This window comes from Microbispora sp. H11081 (assembly GCF_012999535.1).
GTDB lineage: Bacteria > Actinomycetota > Actinomycetes > Streptosporangiales > Streptosporangiaceae > Microbispora.
This window is the reverse complement of the sequence record NZ_JABBWV010000001.1, coordinates 797,818-813,407: the sequence shown is the minus strand read 5'-3', so window position 1 is coordinate 813,407 and position 15,590 is coordinate 797,818. Positions and strand designations below refer to the sequence as shown.

Sequence of the window (15,590 nt, the reverse complement as noted above, 5' to 3'; positions counted from 1 at the left end):
TCAGCGCCGTGGATATGGTTTGCGCATGGGTGGTCATGAGGCGATCGACGAACTGCTCGCGGAGGCCGGCGTGGACGGTCTCCGACTGCGCGGAGCGCTGGCGCTCCTGTCCTGCGGCCGCTGGTGGACCTTGCCCGACCTGGTCAGGGAGACCGCGACGTCACGGCGGACGATCGAGTCGCTGTTGCGGGCGCTCCCCCTTGAGCACAGCGGCGACCGCGTCCGTATTCCCCTCGATCAGGTCAATCGCTACAACGTCGGGATTGATACGGCTATTTCCGGTCTCCAGGATCCGGTCTCCGGGATGGTCACGGCACACAAGGACACCCTCGAACGCCTGGAGGCGCTGATCGCCGGGGCACCCAGGGGACGGTACGCGCTCGACCACGTCTCCGCGACCGCGGAGACCGTGCTGCGCCGCGCCCTCCTGCTCGGGCGGCGGTTCTGGCTGCCCGGCGCCCGCCTGCTGTGCGTCGGCGACCACGACCTCACCTCACTGGCCGTGCGGATGATCCACCCCGAGGCCGAGGTCGCCGTGGCCGACGTCGACGACCGCATCCTGGAGTACATCGACACCCAGGACCTCGGGGTGCGCACCCGCTGGGCCGACCTGCGCCTCGGCCTGCCGCCGTCGCTGCGCGGCTGGGCCGACCTCGCGATCACCGACCCGCCGTACACCCCGGAGGGGATCGGGCTGTTCGCCGCCCGCGCCGCCGAAGGCCTGCGCGACCGCGACCATGGACGGATCCTCGTGGCGTACGGCGCCTCTGAGCGCACCCCGATGCTCGCGCTCAAGGTGCAGAAGGCCCTGCTCGACCTCAACCTGCTGAGCGAGGCGATCTTCCCGCACTTCAACCGGTATCACGGCGCGGAGGCGATCGGCAGCGCGGCCGACCTGTACGTGCTGCGCCCCACCACGAAGACGTGGCCGGCGATCGCCGCCCGGCTCGACCGCCTCGCCACGGCCATCTACACGCAGGGCCCGCAGTCCGTCGAGTCCGCCCCGGCGGCGCCGCCGGACGAGGCGGCCGTGACCGCGTTCGGCCCCGACCTGCTCGCCGGCGACTGGCCGCGCGGCCTGCTGCCGCAGGCGCCGCGCACCCGGCTCGCCACCCTGCTGGCCAAGCCGTACGCCACCGACCCCGATCGGGTGGCGATCGCCGTGCCCGCCGGGCTGGAGGCGGCGCTGCCCCGCCTGCTGCTCGCGACCCGCGCCAGGCACGTGCGCGTGCTCACCGCGGCCCCGGTCGCGGACCTGCCCGCGCTGGCCGCGCTGCTGGCCCCCGTCTACACCCTCACCGCCGAGGGCCACGTGCTCGACGCCGTACGGCTCGCGCCGCCCGCGAGCGGCCCCGAGCGGGTGGTACGCAAGATCATGGACAGCGCGCACGGCAAGGTCGCCAACACCTGGCGGGAGGCGCTGACCGATACGGCGGGCCTCACCAAGCGGCAGGCCAGGGCGGCAGTCGAGGAGGCCGCGCCCTGGGCCCTCGACGCCACCCCGCTGGAGCTTCCGCTCCACCGCCTCGCCGGGATGCCGGCGCCGGCCGCCGCGACGTCCGGCCCTCCGTCAGCCGGATGACGGGGACGGCGGGGCGGAGACCGCCGCAGACGCGCCGGGGTCGGTGGGCGGCTCCTCCGCGGGCTGGGCGGTGTCGGCCGGGCCGGGCGGACGGGCGGGGTCCGACGGCACGCCCGCGACCTTGACCACGCGGCGGAAGACCGACTTCTCCGCCTCCCGCACGGCCAGGCCGAGCATGATGAAGTCGTCCCGTTCCCCCGGCTCCGCGCCGTCGGTCCTGCCGACCCAGGCCACCCCGAGGTAGTGGCCGAGTACGTAGGCGTTCGCCTCGCTGTAGGCGCCGAACTTCGCGCGGGAGGACTCCAGCGGCTGCACCCAGGCGCCCCGGTAGAGCGAGGCGAGCGACTTCGCCAGCGCGTCCGCCGCCGCGACGTCCGCGAGGTTGAACAGGGTGTACTGCGCGATGTACACGCCGTCGGCCGTCGCGTACAGCCCGCGTACGGCCTGCACGCATCCCGCCTCCGCCAGGGCGTCGGCGAGGTCGGCGCCCCACACCGCGCCGGCGCAGGACTGGTCCAGGCGGCTGGCGAGCCTGCGCAGGGTGATCTTCCCCGCGGTCAGCGTCCGCGCCCCGAACACCTCCTGTGCGGTCAGCGGCGCGGCGTCGGCCTTGCGGTCCTCGACCGGTGCCAGCTCCTTCGGCGACGGCCAGGTCTCGAAGGACCCGGGCAGTCCCTCCCCGACCAGGCCGCCACCCGACAGCGCCGGCTGCGGCGGCGGCGCGCCGATCGCGTTGACGGTCAGCGTCAGCACCAGGGCGATCGCCAGGACCCCCGCGGCGACGACGGACCACACGAACACACGCTGCTGCCGGTCGTCCAGCCCCAACTCGCTGAGGGTGGACCCGGTCCAGCCCTCGGCGGGCGGGCCCGACCGGCGCTTGCGCCTCGTCATAGACCGCCTGTTCCAATCAGCGAGCCCAGACCCCAGGTCAGCGCCGCCGCCACGGCCCCCACCACGAGCTGGCGCAGGCCGCTGAACCACCAGCTGCGGGCCGTCACCCGGGAGACGACCGCGCCGGCGGCGAACAGCGCCACCATCGACACCACGGCGGAGACCCACAGCCCCCGCACGCCCAGCAGGTACGGCAGGAGCGGGATCAGCGCGCCCAGGCTGAACGACACGAACGACGACACGGCGGCCAGCACGGGCGAGGGCAGGTCGCCGGGCTCCACGCCGAGCTCCGCCCGCGTGTGGACGGCCAGGGCCTCCTCGGGGTTCCGGGAGATCTGCCTGGCCACCTCCCTGGCGGTCTCCGGGTCCACGCCCCGGCGTTCGTACATCCGGGCGAGCTCGGCCTCCTCGGCCTCCGGATGCCGCTCCAGCTCCCGGCGCTCGACGGCGATCTCGGCCTGCGCCAGCTCCCGCTGGCTGGCGACCGACACGTACTCGCCGCCCGCCATGGAGAACGCCCCGGCGGCCAGGCCGGCGATGCCCGCGAGCGCGATGATTTTGGTCTCCGCGGTGCCGCCGGCGACCCCGGCGATCAAAGCGAAGTTGGAGACCAGACCGTCCATCGCGCCGAAGACCGCCGGGCGTAACCAGCCGCCGTTGACGTCCCGGTGCTGGTGGTGGATCTCGGCCCGCGCCCCCGTCGTGGCCTCCGTCATCGCCGGTCGGCCTCCCCCTCCGCCGTCCCCGCGTCGCTCGCGGCGCCCGCGGTGGCCGTCTCCTTGCCGTCCGGCGGGCCGCCGTCCAGTGTCTCGTCCCGCGTCTCGTCGCGCAGGAGCTCGGGCTCGTCGGCCTGGTCCCGTCCGTGCGCGGGGTCGGCGTCGCCCCCGCCCACGTCACCCGCCGGCCCGTTCAGCGGCTCCTCGTCCGTGCGCTTACGGGCCAGCCACAGGTACGCGAGCGCGCACAGGAAGATGACGACCGAGGTCCACTGGTTCAGCCGCAGGCCGAGGATGTGGTGGGCGGGGTCCACCCGCAGCCCTTCGATCCAGAACCGGCCGAGCGTGTAGCCCGCCACGTACAGCGCGAACACCCGGCCGTGCCGCAGGGCGAACCGGCGGGCGGCCAGGATCAGCACCACGGCGAGCGCGAGGTCCCACAGCGACTCGTACAGGAACGCCGGGTGGTAGGTGGTCTCGCCGGGGATGGTGCCCGGGCGGCCCGGCTCGATCTCCAGGCCCCACGGCAGGTCGGTGGGGCCGCCGAACAGCTCCTGGTTGAAGTAGTTGCCCCACCGGCCGATGGCCTGGGCCACGGCCACACCGGGGGCGAGGGTGTCGGCGACGGCGGTGAAGGAGATGCCGCTCCGGCGGCAGGCGATCCACACACCGAGGGCGCCGAGGGCGATCGCGCCCCAGATGCCGAGGCCGCCCTCCCAGATGAACAGGGCGTCGATCGGCCGCTTCGGCGCGTCCGGGCCGAAGTAGATCTGCCAGTCGGTGATGACGTGGTAGAGGCGCCCGCCGACGAGGCCGAACGGCACGGCCCAGACTGCGAGGTCGGTGATCGTCCCGGGGGCGCCGCCACGGGCGCGCCAGCGGCGTTCGCCGATCCATACGGCGACGATGACACCGAGCACGATGCACAGCGCGTACGCGCGGATCGGGATCGGTCCGAGATTCCAGACCCCTTGCGAAGGGCTGGGAATCGAGGCGAGGAGGGGCATGTAACGTGACGTTACCGCAAGACAGGGCGGCCTCGGAGCGAGGCACGGGCATCGCCGCCCCGACCTGCGCCGACCGCGCAGGGAACCCCGCTCAGAGCCCGGCTGAGGCCCCCCGGAGGGCGGCCAGGCGTGCCGCGAGGTCCGCCAGGCCGGGGTACTCGCCGAGGTCCACCAGCCCCAGCCAGCCGAGCGCGGTCACCCCTTCGGGGTCGCACGCGCCGAGCACGCCTCCCGCGAGCGCCGCGACCGTGTCGGTGTCCCCGCCCAGCGACACGGCGTACGGCAGGGCGGCGGCCGGGTCCTGGGTCTCGCGGATCACGTGGACCACCGCGGCGGCCGTCTCCACGGCGTCCAGGGAGACGCCCCCCGGCGGGGGCGACCATCGTCCGCGCGCGGCGTCCAGCACGGCGTCCATCGGGCCGTAGCGCTCACCCGCCCAGCGGGCCTCGGCCGCCGCCGCGTCCAGCAGGCCGGCCGCGCCCGCCCCCTCCACCGCGTGCGACGCCATCGCCGCGATCACGCAGGCCGCCGCCACGGCCGCGGGCGCCCGGTGCGTCGCGACGGACAGCGCCTCGCACAGGTCGCGGCGGCGTTCCGGCCGGTGCGGCGGCACGGCCCAGCCCGCCGGGGCGACGCGCATGGCCGCGCCGTTGGTCGGCAGGTCGTCCGCCGCGGGCGCGGGGATCTCCCCCGTCTCCGCGAAGCGCGCGAGCGCCCGCCGCGTCGTCGGCCCGAGGCCGCGCACCGCGGGCGCCGCATCGGCAAGCCGGGTGAGGAAGTCCAGGGACGTGGGCCGCCCCGCCGTGTCGGCCAGGCACCGCGCGACCAGCACCATCTGCGCCGTGTCGTCGGAGGTCGCGCCACGCCGCCAGCCCCGGTCAGGCGCCGGCAACCGGACGACCTCGGCCGGGTCCACCCGCTCCGGCGGGCGGCCCTCCCACGGCACGCCGAGCGCGTCGCCCGCCGCGAAGGCGAGCATCGCCGCGTGGATCCGGCGCGCCGCGGGTCCGGCCGCGGGGAGGCCGTTCCCGGGAGAGGTCACTTGGCGGCGGCCTCCACCGCGGCGCGCAGCGAGCTCGGCACGAAGGCGACGTTGGTCTCCAGGTCCTTGCCGTCGAGCTTGACGGTCGGCGTGCCGGTCAGCTTCTGCTCGCTCATCGTCTTGTCGGAGAGCTGCTGGTGAGCGGCGGCGTTGCGCTGCTCCCGCACGCAGGTCTCGAAGTCGGCGGAGTTGACGCCGGCCTCCTTGCCCCACTTGATCAGCTCGTCGGCGGTGAAGCCGGGCGCGGTCTCACTCGGCTGGTTCTGGTAGAGCTTGTCGTGGAACGCCAGCCACTGCTGACCGTCGGTCACGCACCGGGCCGCGGAGGCCGCCCGGAGCGAGTTGCCCATCGTCGGCTCCTGCCTGAAGATCGTGAGCGAGTGGTACACGACCTTGGCCTTGCCCTCGGCTGCCAGGTTCTTCAGCGTGGAGCCGCTGGTCTCCTCGAACTGCTTGCACGCCGGGCACTGGAAGTCCTCGAACACGTCGACCACGGGCGCGGTCACACCGGGCTGGGCCATCACGACCGTGCCGTTCTTCTCCACGGTCACCGGAGCGAGGCCGCCGGCGACCTTCTCCGAGGCTCCGAGGCGCACCGACCACACCGCGAACGCGATCGCGATCACGGCGACCACCGCGATGGTCACGATCATCGTGACGCGTCTGCGCTTCTCCTGCTTGCGCACGGCCTCCCGCTGGGCCGCGATGCGGGCCCTGGCCGCCTCACTCGTCCGCTTGCTCACGAAACTTCCCCCCTGGCTATTCTCACGGCGACGTCACCCGGCCGTCCGCGGTCACGCGCCGTCATCCTCAGCGTCGTCCGAGTCGTCCTCGTCCGTCGTCTCCCGCTCTCCGGTGAAGCCCAGCGCGCTGTCCAGCGAAAGGCGGCTCGCCGGCCTGACCACGATCCACGCCGCGCAGACGAGCAGCCCGAGGTCCCGCAGCAGTTCCCAGAGGTATTCGGGGTCCTGTCCCGCCGCCAGCGTGCCGTCACCACCGAAGCAGCCGCAGTCGATGCGCAGCCCTCTGGCCCAGGCGGACGCGATGCCGATGACGAAGGCCACCATCATCACCCCGCCGGCGACCGCCGCCGCCCGCGTGAACAGCCCGACGAGCAGCAGCAGACCCGTGATGATCTCCAGGACGGGCAGGCCGTACCCGACGATCTGCGCGAGGGAGTCGGGCAGGAGCTGGTAGGCCCGCACCGCCTGAACGGACAGCGCGGGCGCGCCGATCTTGAGGCCACCGGCGACGATCAGCACACCGGCGAGCACGATCCGCGCGGCGGTCGTCACCCAGGAGAGCGCCGGCTTCGCGGGCTGTAACCGCTCGGACACCGAGGTGCCGGATGCCAAGTGAACCATGAGACTCCTCGCCCAGTAGGCAACACCGACTGAACAGTACCGGGACTCAACCTCACCATGTGCTGGATAAGAGCATGGTAAGCCGCCTGTCTCGGCTGGTAGCGGCACACCTGGGGGGAGGAAACCCCAGAACGGCTCAGCGCCGGACGCCTCGGGCGAGTTCGGACGCCAGTTCGCGTACGGCCGCGAGTCCGGACTTCTCGTCCGGGGCGTCGAGCAGCCGCCGGATGAAGGCGGACCCGACGATGACGCCGTCGGCGTACGCCGCGACCTCGGCCGCCTGGGCGCCGTTGCCCACGCCGAGGCCGACGCAGACGGGCAGCCCGGTGTGCGCCCTGGTCCGCTTGACCAGGCCCTCGGCCGCCGCGCCGACGGTCTCCCTCGCGCCGGTCACCCCCATCAGAGAGGCCGCGTACACGAAGCCGGTGCAGCAGGCGGCGACCCGCACGATGCGCTCGTCCGGCGAGCTCGGCGCGACGAGGAAGACCGTGTCGATGCCGGCCTCCTTGCTCGCGGCGAGCCAGGGCTCGGACTCCTCGGGCGTCAGGTCCGGCGTGATCGTCCCGACGCCGCCCGCGTTGGCGAGGTCGCGGGCGAAGCGCTCGACGCCGTAACGGTCGATCGGGTTCCAGTACGTCATCACCAGGGTCGCGGCCCCCGACTTCGCCACGCCCTCGACGGTGCGCATCACGTCGGCGATGCGGGTGCCGTTGATCAGCGACCGGTGCACCGCGTCCTGGATGGTGGGGCCGTCCATGAGCGGATCGGAGTACGGCAGGCCGATCTCGATCACGTCGCAGCCCGCCTCGACCATCGCGGTCGCCGCGGCGACCGCGCCGTCCTTGGTCGGGAAGCCGGCCGGCAGGTAGCCGACCAGCGCGGCCCTGTCCTCGGCGCGGGCCTTGTCGAACACCGCTTGGAGTGTCGTCATCGGGAAGTCCTGTCGACGCTGATCAGAGGTTGAAGTAGTTCATCGCGGTGCCCATGTCCTTGTCGCCGCGACCCGACAGGTTCACCAGGATCACGGCCTCGGGACCGAGCTCACGGCCCAGCCGCAGCGCGCCGGCGAGCGCGTGCGAGGACTCGATGGCCGGGATGATGCCCTCGGTGCGGGCGAGCAGGGCGAAGGCCTCCATGGCCTCCGCGTCCGTCACGCCCTCGTAGACGGCGCGGCCGGTGTCCTTGAGCCACGCGTGCTCGGGGCCCACGCCGGGGTAGTCGAGGCCGGCCGAGATCGAGTGCGACTCGATCGTCTGGCCCTCCTCGTCCTGCAGGACGTAGGTGCGGGAGCCGTGCAGCACGCCGACGCTGCCCTCGGTCAGGGTCAGCGCGTGCTCGCCGGTCTCCAGGCCCCGGCCGCCGGCCTCGTAGCCGTACAGCTTGACGTCCCTGTCCTCCATGAAGGCGTGGAAGACGCCGATGGCGTTCGACCCGCCGCCGACGGCCGCGCAGACGGCGTCGGGCAGGCGGCCGGTCAGCTCCAGGACCTGACGGCGCGCCTCCACCCCGATGATCCGGGCGAAGTCCCTGACGATCTCCGGGAACGGGTGCGGCCCGGCGACCGTGCCGAACAGGTAGTGGGTGTGGTCGACGTTGGTGACCCAGTCGCGGAACGCCTCGTTGATGGCGTCCTTGAGGGTCTGGCTGCCGTTGGTCACCGGCACGACCGTCGCGCCGAGGAGCTTCATCCTGGCCACGTTGAGCGCCTGGCGCTCGCAGTCGACGGCGCCCATGTAGATGACGCACTCCAGGCCCATCAGCGCGGCGGCGGTGGCGGTGGCGACGCCGTGCTGCCCTGCCCCGGTCTCCGCGATGACGCGCCGCTTGCCGAGCCGCTTGGTCAGCAGCGCCTGGCCGAGCACGTTGTTGATCTTGTGGGCGCCGGTGTGGGTCAGGTCCTCGCGCTTGAGCAGGATCCGCGCGCCGCCCGCGTGCGCGGCGAAGCGCGGCACCTCGGTCAGCGTCGTGGGACGGCCGGCGTACGTGCGCAGCAGGTGGTCGAACTCGCGGATGAAGCCGAGGTCGGTCTTGGCCTTCTCGTACTCCGCGGCGACCTCGTCGAGGGCCGGGATGAGCGCCTCGGGCACGTACCTGCCGCCGAACCTACCGAACTTGCCGTGGGCGTCCGGGTCGTCGCCGCGGACGCCGCCCCCGGCCAGGTCGGCGGGGGTGATGACGGGCTCTTCCGCCGGGGTCACGCGGCCTCCCTCTGCAGCGCTGTCGTTCACGAGTGCCTCTCGGAGCCGGTGTCCTGCCGCGAGGCCGGGTGGGCGCCTGCGGTCACCAGGTCGTTGACCGCGGCCTTCGGGTCCTTGCCGGTGACCAGGCTCTCGCCGACCAGCACCGCGTCCGCCCCCGCCCGCGCGTAGGCGAGCAGGTCGTGCGGGCCGCGCACCCCGGACTCGGCGATCTTGATGATGCCGTCCGGCACCTTGGGCGCGAGCTTGGCGAACACCTCGCGGTCCACCTCGAGCGTCTTGAGGTTGCGGGCGTTGACCCCGATGATCTTCGCGCCGGCGTCGACCGCGCGGACCAGCTCCTCCTCGGTGTGCACCTCGACGAGCGGGGCGAGCCCGATCGACTCGGCCCGCTCGATCAGCGAGACGAGCGCCTGCTGGTCGAGGGCCGCCACGATGAGCAGGGCGAGGTCGGCGCCGTGCGCCCTGGCCTCCCACAGCTGGTAGGCGGTGACGATGAAGTCCTTGCGCAGGACGGGGATGTCCACGGCCGCACGCACGGCCGCGAGGTCGGCGAGGGTGCCGCCGAACCTGCGCCGCTCCGTCAGCACGCTGATGACGTGGGCGCCGCCCGCCTCGTAGTCCGCCGCGAGCGCGGCGGGGTCGGCGATGGCGGCGAGCGCGCCCTTCGAGGGGCTCGACCGCTTCACCTCCGCGATGACCGACACCCGGTCGCCGCCGAGCGCGGCGTAGGCGTCCCTGGGCTCGGGCGCACGGGCCGCGAGCCGCTTGAGTTCCTCGATCGGCACATCGCGCTGCCGCTCCTCGAGGTCCTCCCGCACGCCCAGGATGATGTCCTCAAGAACACTCACGCGTCCTCCTCGCCTTCGGCTCGGAGCTCACGCGATCTGCCTGTTCGCTCGCTCACGCGAAGGGTCCCTCCGGTCGGCTGCTCTGCGTGTCCCGCCTTGCCCTGCGATGGTATCGGCCCGTCTCGCGTCGGAGCGCCACCGGGTCGATTCAGGGTGCGAGGAAATGCCCGAATGGCGTGTTCCGTATCACCCAAAAAACGATCACAATGACGAGCAGTCCCCACAGGTACGCGGGGTGCGCGAGGTTCGTGCGCACAGGCCGTCCCTGCCATGACCGTAATGCCCACAGGCCCCACCGCCACAACAGGAACGGGACGGCCGCGACGGTGAGCGGGTTGAGGTGCAGGGCGGTCAGCACGTCGGCGTGTCCCAGCGCGTGGACGGCGCGCAGCGAACCGCACCCCGGGCAGTAGAGCCCGGTGAGGAACAGCAGCGGGCAGGTCGGATAGTGCCCGGGCTGGTTGGGGTCCACGGCGGCGACGTACGCGGCCGCCGCCGCCGTGACGGCCGCCACGCCGAGCGGCGCCAGCAGGGACCGGAACCGGTCCGCGGGGCGCCGCGCCGGGGCGGTGGATGTCATGACCCTCAGTATGACGTGGTCGAGGTGCTGAGGCTGAAGACCCCGAGCACGACGACGAGGAGGATGTAGAGGACGGCCAGCACGACGCCGGTGATCAGCGACGCCAGCCACCACTTCTTCGCCGACTCCGAGGCGGCGTAGGCGCCCTGGTAGTCGCCCACCGACCACTTGGAGTTGACCTGGGTCGCGTAGACGATCGACACGATGCCGAGGGGGAGACAGCAGAGGATCGTGGTGACGATCGCCATCACGAGGTGGTTGTTCGGGGGCGCGCCGCCGGGCGGCATCGGGGCGCCGTAGGCGCCACCGGGCGGCGGGGGCGGAGGGAACCCGCCGGGGTTGCCGGGGTCGTAGCTCATGTGTCGCTCCTGTTGTCTGTGGGGAGAGAGTTCGATAGCACGGGAGCAGGCCTGCGGGCCGCCGCTTCTCGTCCGTCGGGAGGACCCGCGATCAGGGCGCTGCCGGCCCGGCCCGGAACATGGCCTCCCGCGCCGGGGAAGGCGGGTGACCAGGTGTGGGCGTTCCCCGTCGGAGCCCCCGCGGATCCTTCGGGTCGGCGGGAAGCCTAGCGAGAAGGACGGGTCTTCCCAGCGAAAACCCAGCTTTGTGGGCAAGTTGTGATCAAACAGTTGGGAACGGTCCAATATGTCCGGCACGCCCGTGTGGCGGGGGTCTCAGGCGGTCGGGTCGTCGCCCTCGTCGATGGCGTCCCACATCGCCCTGTCGGGGTCCTTCACGCGGGCCGTCCCGCCCGATCCCGCGTGCCCGGTCCCGCGCTCGTACCTGCTCGACATCCCCGGCCAGGACGCGCCGAGGAACGCCGCCGCCACGCCCGCCACGGCCAGGACGATCCCGCCTGCCGCGGCCAGCACCGGCCAGACCCAGGCACGCGACTCCACGGAGACGTGCCCGGCGGCCGTGGCCGCCGCGGCGGCGATGGTGGCGCCGCGCGTGCCGTCCCACGCCCCGGCCGCGACCGCCGCGCCGAGGAGCGCCACGACCACGGCCGTCACCCGCCGCGCGACCCCCCGGGTCGCCAGCACGGCCAGCACGGCGGCGAGCGCCGCCAGCGCCGCGGGGGTCAGCCACGCGACCAGGTCGTCGCCCGTGAGGGAGCCGCCGCCCGCTCCCACGGGGCGCCCGTCCGCGCCGAGCGTGACCCAGGCGCGGCCCGCGGCCAGCAGCGCGAGCCCGCCGCCCACGGCGCACGCGGCCAGCCAGGCGAGCAGGGAGCGCCGCGCCGTACCGGTCACGGCGCGCCGCTCACGTCGAGGACGCCGGCGTCGAAGCAGGTGCGGTCGCCGGTGTGGCAGGCCGCCCCCACCTGGTCGACCTTGAGCAGGACCGTGTCGCCGTCGCAGTCGAGCGCCACGTGCCTGACCCACTGCACGTGACCGGAGGTGTCGCCCTTCACCCAGTACTCCCCCCGGCTCCTGGACCAGTAGGTCGCCCGGCCGGTGGTGAGCGTGCGGTGCAGCGCCTCGTCGTCCATCCAGGCGAGCATCAGCACCTCGCCGGTGTCGTGCTGCTGGACGATCGCGGGCACCAGGCCGTCCGGCGTGCGCTTGAGCCGGTCGGCGATCTTCGGGTCGAGGGCCATGAGGCCAATTCTGCCGCAGGTCCCGGCCGTCACCGCGTCGTGGTGGCGGTCGTCCACGAGGCGTAGAGGTCCGCGTACACGCCGGGCCGCTCGACCAGGACGGCGTGCGGGCCGCGCTGGGCGATCCTGCCGTGCTCGAACACCAGGATCTCGTCGGCTGCCTGGGCCGTCGACAGGCGGTGGGCGATCGAGACCGCCGTACGGCCCCGGGTGACGCCGTCGAGAGCGCGGGCGAGCCGCACCTCGGTGGCGGGGTCCACGGCCGAGGTGGCCTCGTCGAGCAGCAGCAGGTCGGGATCGGCGAGATAGGCCCTGGCGAGGGCGACGAGCTGCCGCTCCCCCGCCGACAGGGACTCGCCCCGCTGGCCCACCGGGGTGTCCAGGCCGGCGGGCAGGCCGTCGAGCCAGTCGGCCAGGCCGAGCTCGGTCAGCGCCCGGGTGATCTCCTCCCTGGTAGCCGATGGCCGCCCGAAGCGGATGTTGTCCTCCAGCGTCGAGTCGAAGAGGAACCCGTCCTGAGGGACCATCACGATCCGCTCCCTGAGCGAGGAGAAGCCGACGTCGCGCAGGTCGGTGCCGTCCACGAGGATCCGGCCCGAGGTCGGGTCCATGAGCCGGGTGAGCAGCTTGGCGAAGGTCGTCTTGCCCGAGCCTGTCTCCCCCACCACCGCGATCCGCGTGCGCGGCGGGATGTCCACCGACACGTCGTGGAGCACGGGCGGGCCGCCGGGATAGGCGAAGCCCACGCCGTCGAAGCGGACCGAGATCGGGCCGCGCGGCAGCGTCGCGCCGTTCTCCGGGTCGGCCACGTCGGCCGGGGTGTCGAGCACGCCCAGGATGCGCCGCCATCCCGCGATCGCGTTCTGCGCCTCGTTCAGCACCTCGGTCGCGGTCTGCAGCGGGCTGATGAACAGCGTGATCAGGAACAGGAACGCGATGAGCCGCCCCGGCGTGATCGACCCCGCGACGCCCAGCCACACCCCGCCCACGACCACCAGCGCCACCGTGATCGACGCGACCAGCTCGGTGGCGGGGAACGTGAACCCGACGATCTTCTGGGCCCGGGTCTGGGCCGCGCGCATCCCGTCCACCGCCGTGTCGATCCGCTCCGCGGTGCGGTCCTCGGAGCCGTACGCCCTGATCACCGCGCTGCCGACGACCGACTCGCTGACGGCGGCGAGCACGTCGCCGGCCCGCTCGCGCACCCGCGTGTACGCCTTGGCCACCAGGCGCTGGAACCGGGGCAGGGCCAGCACCAGCGGCAGGAAGCAGGCCCACACGAGCAGCGTGAGCTGCCAGGAGTAGACGGCCATGAGCACGGTCGCCACCACCAGCTGGCCGGCCGACACGATGACCATCAGCCCGCCCCACTGCATGAACGTGCTGATCTGGTCGACGTCGCCGGTGACCCGGGAGACCAGGCCTCCGCGCCGCTCGGTGTTCTGCGTCAGCACCGACAGGTCGTGCACGTGGCGGAAGCCCTTGCCGCGCAGGGCGGCCAGGCCCGACTCGGTGGAGCGGTAGAGCCGGACGTTCATCAGGTAGCCGCAGAGCGCGGTCAGCACCACCGCGAGCGCGCACAGCGCGACCGCGTTCCGGATGAACGGCAGGTCGGGCGCGCCCGAGCCCAGGCCCCTGTCGATCACCTGCTGCACCGCGATCGGCACGACGACCTTGCCCAGGGTGGCCAGCACGGCCAGCACGAGCGTCCCGGCGAGCCCGCGGCGGAACTCCGGCGACAGCCGCAGGCCCTGCCTGAGCGTCGCGAGCGCGCCCCGGTCCGCCGATCGCAGGGACGAGGTCCGTCCCGCTGTCGTGCCGGTCGCCGTGTCACTCGCCGTGTCACTCGCCGTGTCACTCGCCGGGCCCGTCACGGCGGTCACCGCGTCACGCTCCTCTCGTCGGTGTCCTCGCGGGTGTTCTCGCGGGTGATCTCCGGAACGTCCCCGAGGTCGTCGGCCTCGGCCCGTTCGGCCTCCTCGCGCTCGTAGGCGGTGACGAGGTCGCGGTAGCCCGCGCAGCGGACCAGCAGCTCCTCGTGGGCGCCGTGGTCGGCGACCACGCCCTGCTCCAGGTACACGACCTCGTCGGCCAGCGCGATCGTCGCCATCCGGTAGGCGACCACGATCACCGTGGCCTCGGCCGCGCCGTCGCGCAGGCCGGACAGGATGCGCTTCTCCACCTGCGCGTCGACGCTGGAGGTCGCATCGTCGAGGATGAGCAGCCGCGGCTCGCGCACGATCGCGCGGGCCAGCGCGAGGCGCTGCCGCTGCCCGCCGGACAGCGTCGCGCCGCGTTCGCCGATCCTGGTGTCCAGGCCGGACGGCAGCGCGCTGACGAAGCCGTCGGCCTGCGCGAGCCGCAGCGCGGCCCAGATCCGCTCGTCCGGCACCTCCGCGCCGAGCGTGAGATTGCCGCGCACGGTGTCGTCGAACAGGAACGTCTGCTGCGGCACGAGCGCCACCGCGTCGCTGACCCCACCCCTGGCCACCGTGCGCAGGTCGACGCCGTCGACGCGGACCACGCCCTCGTCGGGGTCGATCAGCCGCGCCAGCAACTGCGTGAGCGTCGACTTGCCCGCGCCGGTCGGCCCGACAAGCGCGATCGTGCGGCCCGGCGCGACCGTGAACGTCACGTCCTTCAGCACCGGGCTCCCCGGCACGTACGCGTAGCCCGCGTTCTCGGCCTCCACCCGGGCCGGGCCAGAGCCGTCCAGGCGGGCGGCGCCGTACTCCATGGAGCCGGTGGCGTCGAGGACGTCCCTGACCCGCGTCCAGCCGACGACGCTGCGCGGCAGCTCGGCAAGCACCCAGCCGAGCGCCCTGATCGGGAACGCGAGGAGGGTGAACAGGTAGGCGACCTGGATCAGGTCGCCCGCCGCCACGGCTCCCGACTCCAGCCGCAGCGACCCGACGAGCAGCACCGCCAGCACGCCCAGCGTGGGCAGCGCCTCCAGCATGGGGTCGAACAGCCCGCGGACCCGGCCGACGGCGACGTTGGCGTCCCGCAGCGCGTCGGCCTTCGCCTGGAACCGCGCGGTCTCGGCGTCCTCACGGCCCAGGGTCTTGACGACGAGCGCGCCGTCGAAGCTCTCGTGCGCCACCTCGCTCACCTCGGCCCGCAGCTGCTGGGCCCGCATCGCCAGCGGCGAGAGCCTGCGCTGGTAGACCAGGTTGAGCACGGCCACGGCCGGGAAGATCAGGAACCCGACGACGGCGAGCACCGGGTCGACCAGCACGATCGCCCCCGCGGCCGTCATCAGCATCACGACCACGCCCACCGCCATCGGCAGTGGCGCGAGCGGTCCCCAGGCCGCCTCGACGTCGGAGTTGGCGTTGGACAACAGCTGCCCTGTCGGGTGCCTGTGGTGCCAGCTGAGGGGCAGCCGGAGGTACTGCCGGGTGACCGCGCGGCGGGAGTGCGCCTGCATGCGGTACTGGTGGATGCCGGCCATGATGCGCCGGCCCATGATCCCCGCCGCCTTGAGCACCGCCACGCCCACGATCAGCAGGGCCGCCGTGACCAGTGTCCCGGTGCTCGCCTCGCCGTCGCGGAACGCGGGCAGCACGGCGTGGTCGGTCGCCCACCCGAGCGCCCAGGACGCGGCGACGGTCATCGCGCCGTACAGCGCGCTGGCGAGGACCGCGCCGGTGAAGATCCTCGGCTCGGTCCTGATGGCCACGCCGATGACCTTGAGACCCTGGAGCATGACTGAGCTGCGGGGCCGCGCGGGAGGCTCCTTCGTCGGCACGCGGT

General features: G+C 73.4%; 16 protein-coding genes. 1 reads left to right on the top strand and 15 read right to left on the bottom strand.

Annotation, left to right across the window (positions count from 1 at the left end; all coding sequences use genetic code 11):
- Window positions 1-25 precede the first annotated feature (25 nt).
- Window positions 26-1,582, top strand: a complete 1,557-nt coding sequence (locus HHX31_RS03650) for a bis-aminopropyl spermidine synthase family protein (protein WP_169944952.1) — start codon at window positions 26-28, stop codon at window positions 1,580-1,582.
- Here HHX31_RS03650 and HHX31_RS03645 read toward each other — a convergent pair.
- From HHX31_RS03645 to HHX31_RS03575, 15 genes are all read right to left on the bottom strand, one after another.
- On the bottom strand, window positions 1,571-2,476 hold the full coding sequence (locus tag HHX31_RS03645; RefSeq protein WP_169944950.1) for a hypothetical protein: 906 nt from the start codon (window positions 2,474-2,476) through the stop codon (window positions 1,571-1,573). The two genes, HHX31_RS03650 and HHX31_RS03645, sit on opposite strands and share 12 nt — an antisense overlap.
- Window positions 2,473-3,192, bottom strand: coding sequence for a VIT1/CCC1 transporter family protein (locus HHX31_RS03640; protein ID WP_169944948.1), 720 nt, complete (start codon window positions 3,190-3,192; stop codon window positions 2,473-2,475). Before HHX31_RS03640 ends, HHX31_RS03645 begins: the two co-directional genes overlap by 4 nt.
- Window positions 3,189-4,199 carry a prolipoprotein diacylglyceryl transferase gene (gene lgt / locus HHX31_RS03635; protein WP_169944946.1) on the bottom strand — a complete coding sequence of 337 codons (1,011 nt, stop codon included), beginning with the start codon at window positions 4,197-4,199 and terminating at the stop codon, window positions 3,189-3,191. The genes HHX31_RS03640 and lgt overlap by 4 nt, the downstream gene beginning before the upstream one ends.
- Window positions 4,200-4,290: 91 nt before the next feature.
- Window positions 4,291-5,241, bottom strand: a complete 951-nt coding sequence (locus HHX31_RS03630) for an ADP-ribosylglycohydrolase family protein (RefSeq protein ID WP_211589179.1) — start codon at window positions 5,239-5,241, stop codon at window positions 4,291-4,293.
- Window positions 5,238-5,984, bottom strand: a complete 747-nt coding sequence (locus HHX31_RS03625) for a thioredoxin domain-containing protein (RefSeq protein WP_311931353.1) — start codon at window positions 5,982-5,984, stop codon at window positions 5,238-5,240. The genes HHX31_RS03630 and HHX31_RS03625 overlap by 4 nt, the downstream gene beginning before the upstream one ends.
- A gap of 51 nt (window positions 5,985-6,035) precedes the next feature.
- On the bottom strand, window positions 6,036-6,605 hold the full coding sequence (locus HHX31_RS03620) for a DoxX family protein (RefSeq protein WP_169944944.1): 570 nt from the start codon (window positions 6,603-6,605) through the stop codon (window positions 6,036-6,038).
- Between the two features lie 136 nt (window positions 6,606-6,741).
- Window positions 6,742-7,536: a tryptophan synthase subunit alpha gene (trpA, locus tag HHX31_RS03615; protein WP_169944942.1), complete on the bottom strand. Its 795-nt coding sequence runs from the start codon at window positions 7,534-7,536 to the stop codon at window positions 6,742-6,744.
- 22 nt (window positions 7,537-7,558) lie between these two features.
- Window positions 7,559-8,764 (bottom strand): tryptophan synthase subunit beta, encoded by a 1,206-nt coding sequence (gene trpB, locus HHX31_RS03610; protein WP_211589311.1) that lies wholly within the window; start codon window positions 8,762-8,764, stop codon window positions 7,559-7,561.
- A 65-nt stretch (window positions 8,765-8,829) separates the two neighbouring features.
- Window positions 8,830-9,654 carry an indole-3-glycerol phosphate synthase TrpC gene (gene trpC / locus HHX31_RS03605; protein WP_169944938.1) on the bottom strand — a complete coding sequence of 275 codons (825 nt, stop codon included), beginning with the start codon at window positions 9,652-9,654 and terminating at the stop codon, window positions 8,830-8,832.
- Between the two features lie 148 nt (window positions 9,655-9,802).
- Window positions 9,803-10,234 (bottom strand): DUF2752 domain-containing protein, encoded by a 432-nt coding sequence (locus tag HHX31_RS03600; protein WP_169944936.1) that lies wholly within the window; start codon window positions 10,232-10,234, stop codon window positions 9,803-9,805.
- Window positions 10,235-10,239: 5 nt separating this feature from the next.
- Window positions 10,240-10,593 carry a CD225/dispanin family protein gene (locus tag HHX31_RS03595; protein WP_169944934.1) on the bottom strand — a complete coding sequence of 118 codons (354 nt, stop codon included), beginning with the start codon at window positions 10,591-10,593 and terminating at the stop codon, window positions 10,240-10,242.
- A gap of 315 nt (window positions 10,594-10,908) precedes the next feature.
- Complete coding sequence (locus HHX31_RS03590) at window positions 10,909-11,487, bottom strand: Trp biosynthesis-associated membrane protein (RefSeq protein WP_169944932.1); 579 nt, start codon at window positions 11,485-11,487, stop codon at window positions 10,909-10,911.
- Window positions 11,484-11,834: a phosphoribosyl-AMP cyclohydrolase gene (gene hisI, locus HHX31_RS03585; RefSeq protein WP_169944930.1), complete on the bottom strand. Its 351-nt coding sequence runs from the start codon at window positions 11,832-11,834 to the stop codon at window positions 11,484-11,486. The genes HHX31_RS03590 and hisI overlap by 4 nt, the downstream gene beginning before the upstream one ends.
- A gap of 29 nt (window positions 11,835-11,863) precedes the next feature.
- Entirely contained in the window at window positions 11,864-13,708 is a 1,845-nt protein-coding gene (locus tag HHX31_RS03580) for an ABC transporter ATP-binding protein (RefSeq protein WP_169945590.1), read from the bottom strand.
- A 5-nt stretch (window positions 13,709-13,713) separates the two neighbouring features.
- On the bottom strand, window positions 13,714-15,543 hold the full coding sequence (locus tag HHX31_RS03575; protein WP_169945588.1) for an ABC transporter ATP-binding protein: 1,830 nt from the start codon (window positions 15,541-15,543) through the stop codon (window positions 13,714-13,716).
- Between the last annotated feature and the right edge of the window lie 47 nt (window positions 15,544-15,590).